The sequence below is a fragment of the Nocardia sp. NPDC060255 genome, assembly GCF_042727395.1.
In the GTDB taxonomy this organism is placed as follows: domain Bacteria; phylum Actinomycetota; class Actinomycetes; order Mycobacteriales; family Mycobacteriaceae; genus Nocardia.
The window spans coordinates 362,919-377,314 of sequence record NZ_JBHXAU010000004.1 but is presented as its reverse complement, the minus strand read 5'-3'; the positions used below and the strand labels follow the sequence as shown (position 1 = coordinate 377,314).

Here is a 14,396-nt window from a genome sequence, read left to right as displayed (position 1 = left end):
CATAGACATCCCGGCATGCCCCGCATGGCCACCGTGTCCCGCATGGCCGCCATGTCCCGCATGCCCACCGTGTCCCGCATCGCCGCCATGTCCCGCATGCCCACCGTGCCCCGCATGCCCACCGTGCCCCGCATCGCCGCCATGTCCCGCATGCCCACCGTGCCCCGCATGCCCACCGTGCCCCGCATCGCCGCCACGTCCCGCGTGATCGCCGTGATCGCCGTGATCGCCGTGATCGCCGTGATCGCCGTGATCGCCGTGATCGCCGTGATCGGAGGCTCGCATCTGCGCATCGTGTTCAGCGCGACCGCCATGCCCGCCGACCTTGGCATGATCGCTGTAATCCGCAGGTGTCACGTGCCCTGTGTGCTCGGCCTCCCCGACGACGGCATCATGATCGGCGTGCCCGCCACGATCGACGCGGCCACCACGTTCTGCGTGCTCAGCGGGATTCGCAGTACCCATCTGCGCATCGCCATCAGCGCGACGGATGATCCGCGCGTCTGCACCCTGATCAGCGCTGCCACCCGGCCCGACCGTTCCGACTTGCCCATCCTGATCGCTGTGTCGTGCGCGAGATCCATCGGTACCAGCGGCCACCAGCCGTGCGGATTCGGCAGGAGTCGGCGCGACGTGCACTGTCCGCCCGCTATCCAAGGCGTCACTCCGGTGCTCGTACGCGCCGGGCACGTCGTCATCGTGCGCGACGTTGCCGACACTGTCCGAGCCTGCCGCGTGACCGTCGGTGTGCGGCTCGATCAGTGGATCGCAGATGTGGTTGGGGACTGAACGGCCTGCGCAGTGGTAGCCGCAGTCACGGATCCAGCCGGCCAGTTCGGCGACCGAGGTGATGGCAGGGTCGTAGGCGACCGTGGCGGTTTGGGCGGTGGGGTTGGCGGCGACGTCGAGCACGCCTGGTCTGCGGCGGAGTACGGCGGTGACGACGTTGGCTTGGCTGGCCCAGCGGATGCCGCGCACGTCGAGGACGGCGGTGCGGCTTGCTGGGTTGCGGTGCTGCTGGTCGTGGTTCACGTACCTCACTCCTCGTTCGGAAAGCTCGGCTCGATCGAGTCGAGGCGTACCGTCGGCAACGTCGACCATATACCCCTACCGGGTAGGTGTCTAATGCGAATCGCCGACGCCGGAACGCGAAAACCAGTCATCACGGGCTGGTGCCGTGCAGCTCGTGGCAGAAATCACCAGCTTTGCTCGCCACCTACGACGAACGGTTGGGTGGGGTACCGCGACACCTTCCGGTCGGCGCGCCCTGAGCACAGGACGGTCCACTGGTTCGCGTCATCGGGAAATTCCGCGGGTTGGTCGACGCTGCCCGCGATGCGAGAGTCCTTGGCGCGGAACTGAATCGGCTGATCGAGCGGCAGCGCGACTACTTCGCGTCGCGCGACGAAGCCGCAGCGGACCGCTCGTCGGGGCCAACGCCACCGTGCGGAAATCGACAGAAACGTCCCCGTGTGCTTTCCCTGCCTTTACCGTCTCAGAGAGATAGACAGCTGTTCTGAACGGGGTTGTGTGATGACCGAGCCGAATACTTCCTGTGCCGCGTTCCAGCGGGTCGCGTCCATTGATCCCGACGCGGTTGCGGTCCGGTCGATCGGCGGCGCGCAGAGTTTGACCTGGCGGGACTACGCCGCGCAGGTGCGGGAGATCGCGGCGGGGTTGAGCGCGCTCGGTGTCGGGCGCGGTGACACAGTCGCGTTGATGATGGCCAACCGGGTCGAGTTCTATCCGCTCGAGGTGGGTGCGCAACATACCGGGGCCACTTCGTTTTCCGTGTACAACACGCTCGTCCCGGAGCAGTTGAACTACGTGTTCGGCAATGCGGGCAACCGGGTGGTGATCTGCGAGGCGCAGTACGTGGACCGCATCCGATCGTGCGGTGTGCCGATCGAGACCATCGTCTGCCTGGACGGCGCGCCGGACGGAACGCTCAGCGTTGAGGACCTGAAATCGTTGGGGCGCAGCGATTTCGACTTCGAGGCGAGTTGGCGCGCGGTGCAGCCGGACGATGTGGTGACGCTGTGCTACACCTCGGGAACCACCGGCAATCCGAAGGGTGTCGAGCTCACCCACGCCAATCTGCTGTTCGACGCGCACACCTTCGCCACGGTGCTCCCGGTCGAATTCGGCGACCGCCAAACCTCCTACCTACCGACGGCGCACATGGCCGACCGATTCACCGCGCTGTATCTGCAGGAGGTCTTCGGCACGCAACTCACGGTCGTGCCCGATCGCAACCAGCTGCTCGGCGCGTTGATCGACGCCAGGCCCACCATTTGGGGCGCGGTCCCCCGCGTGTGGGAAAAGTTCAAGGCCGCACTGGAATTCGCGGCCGCCAACGAACCCGACGACGCCACCCGCGCGGCGCTGCAATGGGGGCTCGGCGTCGCCGCGCGCAAGGCCGCCGCGGAACTGGCGGGCGAACCGATGGACGACGCGCTCGCCGCCGAATGGGCGAAGGCCGACGCCGCCGTGTTGTCCAAACTGCGCGCGAAACTCGGTCTGGACCAAGTGAAGTGGGCGATGTCGGGCGCCGCGCCGATCCCGCCGGAGACGCTCGGCTTCTTCTTCGGCCTCGGCATCCCCATCTCCGAAGTCTGGGGCATGTCCGAGGTGACCTGCATCGCCACCGTCAGCCCGCCGCACGAGGCCAGACTCGACACGGTCGGCAAGTTACTGCCCGGCCTCGAGGCCACCATCGCCGACGACGGCGAGTTCCTTATTCGAGGCCCGTCGATCATGCGCTCCTACCGCGCGGAACCCATCAAGACCGCCGAGGCCCTCGACGCCGACGGCTGGCTGCACACCGGCGACATCCTCACCCAGGACGCCGACGGCTACCTCCGCGTCGTGGACCGCAAGAAGGAACTCATCATCAACTCCGCCGGAAAGAACATGTCCCCGGCCAACATCGAGAACGCCATCAAGGCCGCCACCCCATTGATCGGCTCCATCGCCACCATCGGCGACCGCCGCCCCTTCAACACCGCGCTCATCGTCATCGACGCCGAAACCGCCGAACCCTATGCGGCCCAACATGGTCTACCCGACGCCTCCGCCGCCGCCCTCGCCACCGACCCCGGCGTGATCGCCGAAATCGCGCGCGGCGTCGCGGCGGGCAACACCAAACTGTCCCGGGTAGAACAGATCAAACGCTTCACCGTCCTGCCCACCTTCTGGGAACCCGGCGGCGACGAGATCACCCTCACGATGAAACTCCGCCGCAATCCCATCGCCGCCAAATACACCCCCGACATCGACCGCCTCTACTCCCCCGACCCACCCCCCGAAGTCCACCAACCCACCACCCCCGCCGAAACCACCACCGTCGCGTAGCCGCCACACCCGCGTCGCGGGGATCGAGTCGAGTCAAAAGGTCGCTGTCAAAGATCAAGTAGCGACCTTTTGACTCTGCTCGATTCTTGACCCCGGCAGGAGCGCACGGGACACTCGCCCGCGCCACCACTCCGCCAGAAGTGTTGGCGGGGTGGGGAATTCGTTGACCGACTACAGCGGGAAGGTGAGGCGGTCGGGGCGGATGTAGTCGGCTGGGTCGTGGAGGGAGCGGAGCTCAGGGCGGTGGAGGCTGGAGATGCGGTTGAGTTCATCGCGCAGGGGCGGGTCGTAGTTCGCGGCGCCTGCGGTGACCCCGGGGAGCCAATTGTCGTGGTGGGTGGGGACGAAAAGCGCGGGAGCGATGGCTTCGATGTAGCGGCGGGGGTCGCGCAGACCGTTGGTGATTTGGTTGAAGCCTTGGACCGCACCGATCTGAAGGTCGGTCGGGGGTAGCGCGGCGAAGACGTCGAACACGTTCGGGGCCTTCTCGGTGAGCGGGCCGCTGGAGTCGTGCCAGACCAGCGAGAAACCGGGGACACGGAATTGGTAGAGCAGCGAACCGCCCTCGGGATCGTTCAGGCGCGGAACGCTCTGCAAGACACCGGCGAGCGTCGGCGGATGTTGAACGAGGGCACAGAGTTCCGGCATCGGGAAAAACGGGGCCGAGCCGCCGGGGCGTTCCGGCGCGGTAGGCGCGGAGTGCACGTGGCGGATCGCGGTCACCTCGACCGCACCGACGGTGAAGTCGTGCCGCTCCCCCGGCAGCGAGTTCGCGTCACCGAGGGCGACGGTCCGGAACTCCGGATCACTCACCTGCGCACGGATACTCACACCGTGATCGGCCGTCCCGTAGACCACCGCGCCGGACGCCTGCGCGATCCGCCCCGCGTCACCGGCATGATCGAAATGCCCGTGCCCGATGAAAATCGCTTCGGGCGCAAGGTCGGCCAGATCCTGCGGCGTAGCGGGCACATATCCGGTGCTGGTGAGCCGAGGCACCCACGCATCCAGCAGAAACACCGACCCGCCGATGGCCATCGCAAACGTTGTGCATCCCGCCCACGCCAGCACGACCCGATCTGCCCGCACCGCACCGGTCTCCGCATCGACGGTATCGACTCCGAAGAACCGCTGCCGAGCAGCAATAGTCTGCGGCGCCCCAGGCTCAGCCGACGCCGTCAATCGCCCCGCTGCCAACAGCACCCCGGCACCGAGCACGCCACCCAGCATCGTCCGCCGCCCGATCAAGCCCCGCCCAGGAATGTTGCACACCGCAGTACCACATCACGGAACATCGGCCCGGGCAACCATTTCAGCCCGATCCCGTCGATTCGGACTCGAGCCCGTTGGCGAAGGTGCTCAGGCCGGGCAGGTCATCGGCCCGGACCGCAGCGATCCATCCTGGTAAGGGTTGGCCCTGCAAACTTGCGCGCCGACAATGGCGGGTGGGCAGGTTGTCAAGGCTTGGAAATTGTTGCGGTGCACAGCTTCCAGCCATTGTCGTCTCGGACGAGCGCGAAGAAGGCCACCTGCGGGGTTCCCTCGGCGGTACCGAGTTTGCCCTGAACGCGGGCGTAGGCAGTGGCCGTGTTGCCGTCGACGGTGATGTAGTGGAAGTCGCCGACACCGATGTGCAGGGTTGCTGTGTCGGTGTTCTGGTTGGCGAGGATCTGGCGATTGCCTTCGTTGACACGCATCCCGACGTCGCCGCAGGTTCGTCGGGACAAGGTGGTGGTGTCGCCGGTGTTCGCGGCATCGACGACGGTACGTACCGTCTCGGCGACGCTTTTCTGGTCGGCGGGCGTTTCGGAGCGTTCATAAGTTGACCGTCCGATGAGAACTCCGACGACGAGGGCGGCAACCAGGGTGAAGATCCCCAGCAGGACGGTCTTGCCACGGGTTCGGTTGCTGGTCGCGTGGGCGGGCGGGGTCGTCATTGGTTGCTCCTGTGGCGGTACCGCCTGGTCAGTGCGATCGCGGCGACAATCCAGTTGATGGTCACCAGGATCGCCAGGATCCAATCGAGAGGCGATGCGGTACCGCGGAATACGTCGATCAGGGGATCGATGCTTAAGACGGTGATGAGCGTGGTCATCACGACGAAATAGGTATCTATTTGCGGGATGGCAAAGAACTTGCTCATGGCGTCGCTTCCACTGGTTGGTGTGTTCATCGGCAGTTGTCGAATCGCCAGCCTTGGGATGTCAGTGTCCAGGTCCGCCCGGTTTCGGCGTCGGGATCGTTATCGATGTCGTTGTACTTGAACACGACCTCGGCCGAGGCGCCGTTGAGCTGTGCCGAGTAGCTGGGCCGGCCTGCGGAGAGGTTGCGGCCGGTGTAGATCTCGGTGATTGCGGCGGTGAATGCATCCGAGGTCAGGGCTGTTTTGCACGTGTCGGATCGGTAACTGTAGGCCGAAGCGTAGTCGCGGTCGGCGATGGCGCCGTACATCGCCACGACGGCCTGCTGCAGCTGATCCGCTGGTGTCGCGACAGCGGATGTCTCCTCTCCGTTCTCGCGCACCGCACCGACAACGAGAACAGTCACCATTCCCATCTCCGCAGTTCTCCTACGACTCAAGGAAAACCCGATAGCTAATAGACACCCGGCCAACCCTGCAAGCAAGGGACGGTCGAAGATTCAACGACCAATTTGTGGCGTGCGTCATGCCCCGGCCGTTACCTGAAACGACGACTGGCGCCATTGCCACTGGGCGCTCGTTAGTCGTCTGTTCGAATTCTGGCCCGGATCGATTGGGTAGCACGGACCTTCTCTCGCAGCCATGGAGGCTGCGGCGAGTACTCGCACGGGAGCGCGGCTGTGTGGCATCGCTCCTCGTGCATCTGCCCATCGCTTCGCATAACCCGACGTGCGGGGTATGCGAAGCGACAATCAGGTGTGCGGACTACAGGCTGATACCGAGGAGGGCGTCGATGGCGGCGGCGATTTCGGCGGGCGCTGCGGGGTCGGAGCCGCCGTAGTCGAGGGCCTGGCGGGCCCAATTGTCCACGGCGTCCAGGGCTTTCGGGGTGTCCAGGTCGTCGGACAGGTGCTGGCGGAGGCGGGCGATGGTGTCGGTGGCGGTGGGGCCGGACGACAGCGCGGTCGCGCGGCGCCACAGGTCGAGGCGGGACTTGGCCTGCTCGAGGACCGTGTCGGTCCACATGCGGTCTTGGCGGTAGTGGCCGGCCAGCAGGCCGAGGCGGATGGCGGCCGGGTCGACGCCGCTGCGGCGCAGGGTGGAGACCAGTACGAGGTTGCCCTTGGACTTCGACATCTTCTCGCCGTCCAGGCCGATCAGGCCGGCGTGCACGTAGTGGCGGGCGAAGCGACGGCCCGCGATGATCGACTCCGCGTGCGCGGCGGAGTATTCGTGGTGCGGGTAGATCAGGTCGCTGCCGCCCCCCTGGATGTCGAACTCGGGGCCGATGCGGTTGAGCGCGATGGCCGAACACTCGATGTGCCAGCCAGGGCGTCCGGCCCCGAACGGGGCGGGCCAGGACGGCTCGCCCGGGCGCTCGGCACGCCAGAGCAGCGCGTCGATGGTGTCGCGCTTGCCGGGGCGGTCGGGGTCGCCGCCGCGTTCGGCGAACAGGCGCTCCATGGTGGCGCGGTCATAGCCGGACTCATAGCCGAACTGCTCGGTGGCGTCGGCACGGAAGTACACGTCGGGGAATTCGGCATCGTCGACGACGTACGCCGCACCCGAGGCCAGCAGCTTCTGCACGAATTCGACGACCTCGTCGACGGATTCGATCGCGCCGACGTACTCGCGCGGCGGCACGATGCGCAGTGCCGTCATGTCCTCGCGGAACAGATTGATCTCGCGGGTGCCCAGCTCGCGCCAATCCAGGCCGTCGCGCGCGGCCCGCTCGAACAGCGGGTCGTCCACGTCGGTCACGTTTTGCACGTAGTGCACCTCGTGGCCGGCGTCGCGCAGCACCCGGTTGACCAGATCGAAGGTCAGGTAGGTGGCGGCGTGACCGAGATGGGTGGCGTCATAGGGGGTGATCCCGCAGACGTACATGGTGGCGGTGGCACCGGGTGTCACCGGCCGCACCTGACGGTCGGCGGTGTCGTACAACCGCAACGGTGGCCCTGCTCCGGGGATGGTGGGTAGGGCGGTATCGGACCAGGACTGCATGATTCGAGGGTAAAGGTGTGGTCGAGATCATCGCCCCCCGCCCCGGTCCAGCACTCGCCTTACGCCCCTGACCAGCCGCTCCCGACCTGCGTTTTTCAGCAAATCATCGGATGTCAACATTTTTGCTCTCGCAGAATCAGCTGTCGGCGGATCCGCGCTCACCGGCATCCGGCCCGTTCGCTCCGGCACCGCGCGCCACCCGGCCAACCGCTGACGGTAGCGGCCGGGCCGCGCGAGGGCAACGAGAAATCCCAGCCCGGCCAAGGATGCCAACGCCCGTGATCGGCACAGCGTGCAGTCCTGCACTCGGTGCCGATTGAGCAGTGTGCGACATGGCACCACGCCAGTGCACCAGTACCGCAACGGTATTCGTCGACGCCGGTGCGCATTCTCGGCCGCCGTTGCCGTCGGGCTGCGAGATCGGCTGCGCAGCCGTCATTCCTGTCCGGCCAACGGACCCCACGGCACGCGCGACCGGCGACTCGCACCCCGCGGCACTGCGCCGCCATCGCGATGCTTCGGTCCCGGCGCAACGGAGCTCGCGACTCCGACCGGGTCGACTATGACGTACGTCACGGAAGCGAGGTGTCACAAGGGTCGAGGTGTGGGCGTCTTATGCGGACCAGTTATCCGATCAGGACTACTTCTCGAGGAGAAATCATGAACACCACGCTGTGGATTGCTGCCGGACTGCTGGCGGTCGTCGCCCTGGCCGGTGGTATCAGCAAGACGTTCGTACCGAAGGAGAAACTGGCGGCAGTACCCGGTGGGGAATGGACCGAACCGATCAATAGCGGATTCATCAAAGCTCTCGGCGTGCTCGAGCTTCTCGCCGCGGTTGGCCTGATTTTGCCCGCGGTGCTCGATATCGTGCCGGTTCTGGTCCCGGTGACGGCCGTCTGCTGGGTTGTGTTGATGGTGGGTGCGATGATCACTCATATCCGGGATGGTGGATACAAGTTCGTGGTGCTGAATGCCGCATATCTCGCGTTGGCCGTCTTCATCGCCTGGGGGCGCTTCGGCCCGCAGTCCTTCAGCTGACCGCACTGGCGGGCCGACTGTGCCGGTATGGCAAGGGAATTCGCGAGGGTGGGACCGTCACACCGCACGAAGAGGTAGTCGACATCGCGGCGGGCGCAGCCGAATCGAGGTTGCGCCCTCTGGTCGACTCGAGTTACTGGCACTCGCCAGCGAACTGTGTCGAGCAACCCTCTAATTCAGCACAGTGCGCAGCTTCGCATTCCCTGCCAAAAACCGGTCCAGCGCCAGCAGAATTCAGAACGCGGGCCAGGGAATCGGCCGGGCCGTGCGCGGCACAGGCATTACCGGATCATCGACCAATTCCTGCGTACGGTCGACCAATGCCTCGATTTCGGCCTCGGTGATGTGCTCGGCGAGCTGATCGGCAACAGCACCCGGCAGTTCTTTCGCGAACGCGGTGATATCGGCAACCAGTGCCTCACTGAGCGGTTGTCCGGCCCACCCCCACAGCACAGTGCGCAATTTATGCTCACTGTGCAAACAGATGCCGTGGTCCACCCCGTACACCTGCCCGTCGGTCCCCTCCAACGCATGCCCACCCTTGCGGTCAGCGTTGTTCAGCAGCACATCGAGCACCGCCATCCGCTGCAACCGCGGATCGTCCGCGTGAATGAGCGACACCTCGTTCCCCGCCGGATCCTGCGCCCGCAGCACCTCGTAGAAACCGCCCGGCACCGCACCGGCCGGGCACAGATCGACCAGGTCGAGCCGATCCCCCTGCTCGGTGTGGTTGTCGACCCCCTCGACCCACCGCTGCACCATGCCGACCCCGTACGGCCCATCGCGCAGGATCGTCTCGGGAATCACGCCCCAGCCCACCGCGGCCGAAATCTGATACGACGCCACCTCGCGTCCAGCGAGCGTGCCGTCGGGAAAGTCCCACAGCGGCCGCTCACCGCGCACCGGTTTGTACACCACCCGCAGCGGCGGTTCCGTCTCATCGAGAATGTCGCAAACCAGGGTCACGTTACTGGCGGTACTGATCCGCCCGATCACCGTCAGCTCGCCGCTGTGGAACCGGTCCCCGGCCCGCGTCACCGATCACTCCTCTAGTTCGGCCGCGCCGAAGATATCGCCGCGCTTGTACCCGTTGGTGCGCACGCACATGTGCCCGCGCGACGACAGCGGCTCCCCGCACAGCGGGCACGGCGGCCGGCCCGCCGCGATCACCCTGGTGGACCGCAGCGCGAACTCCCGCGCCTGGATCGGGGTGAGGAACACCCGGACCGCGTCCGGCCCCTCCTCGGTGTCGTCGAGCACCACCGACTCGTCCACCTCGGTCTCGGTGATCGCCAGCAACTCGACCACCACGGCATTCGCATCGGCGTCCCAGCCGAGCCCCATGGTGCCGACCCGGAACTCCGCGTCCACTGGCGTCACCAGCGGCGCCGTGTCGCCGATGTCCTCGGCCTGCGGCGGCACCTCGGCGCCGAACCGGCGAGCCACCTCGTCCAACAGCAAACCCATCCGGTCGGCGAGCACCTTCACCTGTTGCTTCTCCAGCAACACACTGACAACCCGCGGTTCCTCTATGGCCTGCAGATAGAACGAACGATCGCCCGGCTCACCGACGGTCCCGGCGACGAAACGATCGGGGGTGCGAAATACATGGATTGCGCGTGACACATGCACCTCCTGATACGTGACCCTGATCGACTACCCACGGCGCTGGGATACAACGCCCACTATCCGTGTACAAGGAATCTCAGCGCTCCGCATTCCCATTATCCCCACTCCCGGCACTACCTAGCTCACCGCCGGGAACGGGCCCGGAGGTATCGGGCGCGGCGTCTTGTTTATCGGTGCCGGAATCGGGAACGGGGCGTGGCGGATTCGACAGCGCGGACAGGTCGGTACCGGTGTCGTTGAGCCGCCACACATAGGGTGCGGTCGGCGTGTATCGGACGACGCTGATCGACGCGGGCTCCACGACGATCCGCTGGAATCCGTCCAAATGGATGCCCAACGCGTCGGCCAGCACGGATTTGATGACGTCACCGTGGGTGCAGGCCACCCACAGCACGTCGTGCCCGTGCTGTTCGGCCAGCGCCCGATCGTGCTCGCGCAGAGCGGCGACCGCGCGGCTCTGCACCTGCGCGAGCCCCTCGCCGCCCGGAAATACCGCGCCGGAAGCGTGCCGCTGCACCACTTTCCACAACGGTTCCTGCAGCAGTTCGCCGATCGGTCGCCCGGTCCATTCGCCGTAATCGACCTCGATCAGCCGGTCGTCGAAGACCGGTTCCAGCCCTAATTTCTCCGCCAGCGGCGCCACCGTTCGCTGACAGCGCAATAGCGGAGAGTGCACGATGCGTTCGATCGGCAGCCCGGCGAGCCGGTCGGCGACGGCCTTGGCTTGGTCGTTGCCGCGCTCGGTCAGCTCTACGCCGGTACTGCGACCGGCCAGCGTGTGGGCGGTGTTCGAAGTCGAGACTCCGTGTCGGAGCAGAATCACCGTCATATACTCAGCCTAATCATGTCGCCGACACGACACCGGTCGCGAGCAGTCCCATAACGGTCAACCCGAGCACGATCCGGTACCCGACAAACCAGTCCAGCGAATGCTTGGCGACGAACTTCAACAACCACGCCACCGACGCATATCCGACAACAAACGCCAGCAACGTCGCCACGATCAGCTGCGCGCCGCTGGCATTGAGCCCCTCACCGGCCGGCTTGAACGCATCCGGAATGCTGAACAGCCCCGACGCGGTCACCGCGGGAATCGCGAGCAGGAACGAAAACCGCACGGACGCTTCACGAGTCAGCCCGAGGAACAGGCCCGCCGACGAGGTGGCACCCGAGCGCGACACACCGGGAATCAGCGCGAGGCACTGCGCGAAACCCATCACCAGCCCGTCGCGGGTGGTCAGCTGCTCGAGCGGCCGCACTTTGCGTCCGTAGTACTCGGCCGCCGCGATGACCAGCGCGAACGCGATCAACATGAACGAGATCAGCCACAGATTGCGGGCCGCGGTGCGGATCACGTCCTTGAGCAGGTAACCGAGCACGCCGATCGGGATGGTGGCGATGATCACATACCAGCCGACCCGGTAGTCCAGCTCGCGCTGGCGCTCCGCGTCGAAGTAGCGGTCGGCCTGGCCCATGGTCACCACGGGCAGCCGCGTCGTCACCTGATCGGTGATCGGGACGGACTGCCGCTGCGTCAGCTTGCGGGCCACGGTGCAGAACCAGGCCTGCAGGATCCGCCAGATGTCCTTGGCGAAATACACCAGGACGGCGGCCTCGGTGCCGAGCTGGGTGACCGCGGTGAACGAGGCGCCCGCGTCGTCGCCGAAGAACACCCCCGACACGATCCGCAGATGCGCCGACGAGGAGATCGGCAGGAACTCCGTGAGGCCCTGCACCAGGCCGAGGACGAGCGCCTGTATCCAGGTCATCGATTCGCCCGTCACACGGTCTCCTGGTGTCTCATGCCGCCTCCATGTGTGCTTGCCCGAAAGAAGTGTTCCGACTGGGCAATTGGTCAACAGATGGGTCGCACGCGAGCGAGTCCGGCGCAATCCCGCAGCGACAGTACAGTGTCGCGGCCAAGGTGGCATGCCCGCACCGCTATCGCGAACGACGCGCGAGCCACTGTGCGGGTAGGCGCCCGGACGACCGCGCACGCTCTAGGCTTGGCGCCGTGACGATTGCGCGGACACGGTGATGGAGCAACGGACGGTTGGCCGCAGCGGCCTACGGGTGTCCCGGATAGGGCTTGCGACCCATACCTGGGGTTCGCATACGGATGCCGATGAGGCGGCCGTGCAGTTGGTGGCGTTCATCGAGGCGGGCGGCACGCTCGTCGACACCTCCCCCGCGTACGTCGGCGGTGGCGCGCAACGAATCCTGGCCGAGCTGCTCGGCGATCTCGTCTCGCGCGACGATCTGGTGCTCAGCGGCTGTGCGGGTCTCGCGCCGCGGGTCACGCCCGCGCCCGCCGGACCGGCCGTGCCGGACGCGACGACCAAGACCGCCGTCGACACCTCGCGGCGCGCGCTGCTGCGTCAGCTCGATCGGACGCTGCTCGAATTCGGCACCGATCACCTCGACATCTGGAATGTCGCGGTGTGGGATCCGCGGACCCCGCTCGACGAGGTCGCGGCCACCCTCGAACAGGTGGTGCGGGCCGGGAAGGTGCGGTACGCGGGCGTGCGCGGATTCGGCGCGTGGCAGGTGGCGAGCCTCGCCGCGATCACCCCGATCAGCGTCGCGCAGACGCCGTACTCGCTGCTGGCCCGCGACGCGGAACCCGATTTCGTGCCCGCCGCACTGCATCACGGTGTCGGCGTGATCGCGTCCGCGCCGCTGGCCGGCGGGATTCTCACCGGCAAGTATCGCGACGGGGTTCCCGCGGACTCGCGCGGCGCGGACGAGGCCACCGCGGCCGATATCCGCAGCAGTCTCGACGAGCGCGCGACCAGGGTGGTCGACGCGCTGGTCACCGCCGCGGACGGGTTGGGTACCTCGCCGTTGGCCGTCGCGCTGGCCTGGATTCGGGACCGGCCCGGCATCGCGAGCATGATCGTCGGCGCCCGCGATATCGGACAGCTCACCGGCGTGCTCGCCGCGGAAACCCTGGAACTGCCGCGCGCCATCGCGGCCGCGCTCGACGACGTCAGTGCTCGTACCGAGTGAGCGACGCCGCCAGATGCTCCCTGCGGCCGGCGTATTTGCGGGCACTCACGGAATCTCGAAGTCCGGCGAGTTCCTGACGACCACCTGTTCGATCGGCACCGACCCGGTGCCGATCGTCGCGCGGCACGTCTTAGGCTTACCTACATGAGGCATGCGACGTCCGGCGACTCGTCCGTCCGAACCCAGCGGATCGCCGGTGTCCGATCGGGCTGGTCGCGCTGTGTGCTCGCGGTGTTCGCGCTCACGCTGGTCGCCGCGTCCGCCGCATGCGGAACGGACACCGCGGCGACGAATTCCGGCCCGCGTGGGGCGGCCACCGCGACGCTGACCGACCTCGATCCGGTGCCGATCGGACCGGAGCCGACGCCGGTGCTCCCGGTCACTGTGCGCTCATTCGACGGCGCGGACGTCACCATCACCGATGCGAGCCGCATCATCGCGGTCGATCGCTACGGCACGCTCTCGCAGATCGTGTACGCGCTCGGCTTGGGCGGCAAGCTGATCGGCCGCAGCACCGTCGCGATACCCGCCATTCGCGATGTGCCGAACGTGGCGGGCGGCAACGGTTCGTTGAACCTGGAAGCCCTACTGGCACTGCGCCCTTCGGTGTTCCTGACCGATGACGTGACGGTGACGCCGCAGTTGCGTGAGCAGTTGCGCGCGGCAGGCGTGAACGTCGTGTTCGCCGATCCGAAGCGCACCATGGACGGTGTCGTCCCCCAGATCGAGGCCGTGGCAAACGCTTTGGGCGTGCCCGCGCAAGGGAAGGCGCTCGGGCAGCGCACCCGCGGCGAGATCGACGCCGCCATCGCCGCTGTGCCCAAGCAGGATCCGCAGCTGAAGATGGCGTTCCTGTATCTGCGCAGCACCGCCATCACCATGCTGGCCGGGCCGGGATCCGGGGCGGATTCGCTGATCGCCGCGCTCGGCGGGCAAGACGCGGGCGCCGCGCTGTCCGAACCGTTCATCACGATCACCAGCGAGGCCATGATCAGTGCCGCGCCCGATCTGCTGCTCGTCATGTCGGACGGGCTGAAATCCGTTGGCGGAGTAGACGGATTGGAGAAGGTGCCGGGCATCGCGCAGACCCCGGCCGGGCGCAACAAGCGGGTCGTCGACATGTCGGACCAGGTGATCCTGAGCTACGGCCCCAACACCGGCCGCGTCATCACGGCCCTCAGCGCGGCCGTGTACGGCGTCAAGCCCGCATGACCGGGCG

At 66.7% G+C, this 14,396-nt stretch carries 14 protein-coding genes and 1 pseudogene; 5 read left to right on the top strand and 10 right to left on the bottom strand.

Going from position 1 to position 14,396, the window contains the following annotated elements:
- The first annotated feature begins 15 nt into the window (after positions 1-15).
- A complete protein-coding gene (locus tag ACFWF1_RS11865) occupies positions 16-789 on the top strand; it encodes a hypothetical protein (RefSeq protein ID WP_379281796.1) in 774 nt (257 codons plus the stop codon).
- Positions 790-861: 72 nt separating this feature from the next.
- On the opposite strand, the pseudogene ACFWF1_RS11860 reads toward ACFWF1_RS11865, so the two are convergent.
- Positions 862-1,101 (bottom strand): annotated as a pseudogene (locus tag ACFWF1_RS11860) (cation transporter); the annotation flags it as partial.
- Between the two features lie 432 nt (positions 1,102-1,533).
- Between ACFWF1_RS11860 and fadD11 the strand changes: the two are divergent.
- On the top strand, positions 1,534-3,354 hold the full coding sequence (gene fadD11 / locus ACFWF1_RS11855; protein ID WP_379281769.1) for a fatty acid--CoA ligase FadD11: 1,821 nt from the start codon (positions 1,534-1,536) through the stop codon (positions 3,352-3,354).
- Between the two features lie 171 nt (positions 3,355-3,525).
- Here fadD11 and ACFWF1_RS11850 read toward each other — a convergent pair whose 3' ends face one another.
- The 5 genes from ACFWF1_RS11850 to mshC form a co-directional block, all read right to left on the bottom strand.
- The gene (locus tag ACFWF1_RS11850) at positions 3,526-4,626 is read right to left on the bottom strand and encodes an MBL fold metallo-hydrolase (RefSeq protein WP_379281768.1); all 1,101 of its coding nucleotides are present in this window, start codon (positions 4,624-4,626) and stop codon (positions 3,526-3,528) included.
- Positions 4,627-4,811: 185 nt separating this feature from the next.
- Positions 4,812-5,291 carry a hypothetical protein gene (locus tag ACFWF1_RS11845; RefSeq protein WP_379281767.1) on the bottom strand — a complete coding sequence of 160 codons (480 nt, stop codon included), beginning with the start codon at positions 5,289-5,291 and terminating at the stop codon, positions 4,812-4,814.
- On the bottom strand, positions 5,288-5,497 hold the full coding sequence (locus ACFWF1_RS11840) for a hypothetical protein (protein ID WP_379281766.1): 210 nt from the start codon (positions 5,495-5,497) through the stop codon (positions 5,288-5,290). Before ACFWF1_RS11840 ends, ACFWF1_RS11845 begins: the two co-directional genes overlap by 4 nt.
- A gap of 26 nt (positions 5,498-5,523) precedes the next feature.
- Entirely contained in the window at positions 5,524-5,904 is a 381-nt protein-coding gene (locus ACFWF1_RS11835; protein ID WP_379281765.1) for a hypothetical protein, read from the bottom strand.
- A 355-nt stretch (positions 5,905-6,259) separates the two neighbouring features.
- Positions 6,260-7,498 carry a cysteine--1-D-myo-inosityl 2-amino-2-deoxy-alpha-D-glucopyranoside ligase gene (gene mshC / locus ACFWF1_RS11830; protein WP_379281764.1) on the bottom strand — a complete coding sequence of 413 codons (1,239 nt, stop codon included), beginning with the start codon at positions 7,496-7,498 and terminating at the stop codon, positions 6,260-6,262.
- A 660-nt stretch (positions 7,499-8,158) separates the two neighbouring features.
- On the opposite strand from mshC, the gene ACFWF1_RS11825 reads away from it, so the two are divergent.
- Positions 8,159-8,539 carry a DoxX family protein gene (locus tag ACFWF1_RS11825; protein WP_379281763.1) on the top strand — a complete coding sequence of 127 codons (381 nt, stop codon included), beginning with the start codon at positions 8,159-8,161 and terminating at the stop codon, positions 8,537-8,539.
- Between the two features lie 234 nt (positions 8,540-8,773).
- Here ACFWF1_RS11825 and ACFWF1_RS11820 read toward each other — a convergent pair whose 3' ends face one another.
- From ACFWF1_RS11820 to ACFWF1_RS11805, 4 genes are all read right to left on the bottom strand, one after another.
- Positions 8,774-9,577: an SCO1664 family protein gene (locus ACFWF1_RS11820; RefSeq protein ID WP_379281762.1), complete on the bottom strand. Its 804-nt coding sequence runs from the start codon at positions 9,575-9,577 to the stop codon at positions 8,774-8,776.
- 3 nt (positions 9,578-9,580) lie between these two features.
- Complete coding sequence (locus tag ACFWF1_RS11815) at positions 9,581-10,165, bottom strand: DUF3090 domain-containing protein (RefSeq protein WP_040735411.1); 585 nt, start codon at positions 10,163-10,165, stop codon at positions 9,581-9,583.
- A 79-nt stretch (positions 10,166-10,244) separates the two neighbouring features.
- Positions 10,245-10,997: a histidine phosphatase family protein gene (locus ACFWF1_RS11810; RefSeq protein ID WP_379281761.1), complete on the bottom strand. Its 753-nt coding sequence runs from the start codon at positions 10,995-10,997 to the stop codon at positions 10,245-10,247.
- Between the two features lie 13 nt (positions 10,998-11,010).
- Positions 11,011-11,937 carry an undecaprenyl-diphosphate phosphatase gene (locus tag ACFWF1_RS11805; RefSeq protein ID WP_379281794.1) on the bottom strand — a complete coding sequence of 309 codons (927 nt, stop codon included), beginning with the start codon at positions 11,935-11,937 and terminating at the stop codon, positions 11,011-11,013.
- 268 nt (positions 11,938-12,205) lie between these two features.
- On the opposite strand from ACFWF1_RS11805, the gene ACFWF1_RS11800 reads away from it, so the two are divergent.
- Positions 12,206-13,177: an aldo/keto reductase gene (locus ACFWF1_RS11800; protein ID WP_379281760.1), complete on the top strand. Its 972-nt coding sequence runs from the start codon at positions 12,206-12,208 to the stop codon at positions 13,175-13,177.
- A gap of 144 nt (positions 13,178-13,321) precedes the next feature.
- A complete protein-coding gene (locus tag ACFWF1_RS11795) occupies positions 13,322-14,389 on the top strand; it encodes a hemin ABC transporter substrate-binding protein (RefSeq protein WP_379281759.1) in 1,068 nt (355 codons plus the stop codon).
- Positions 14,390-14,396: the final 7 nt, after the last annotated feature.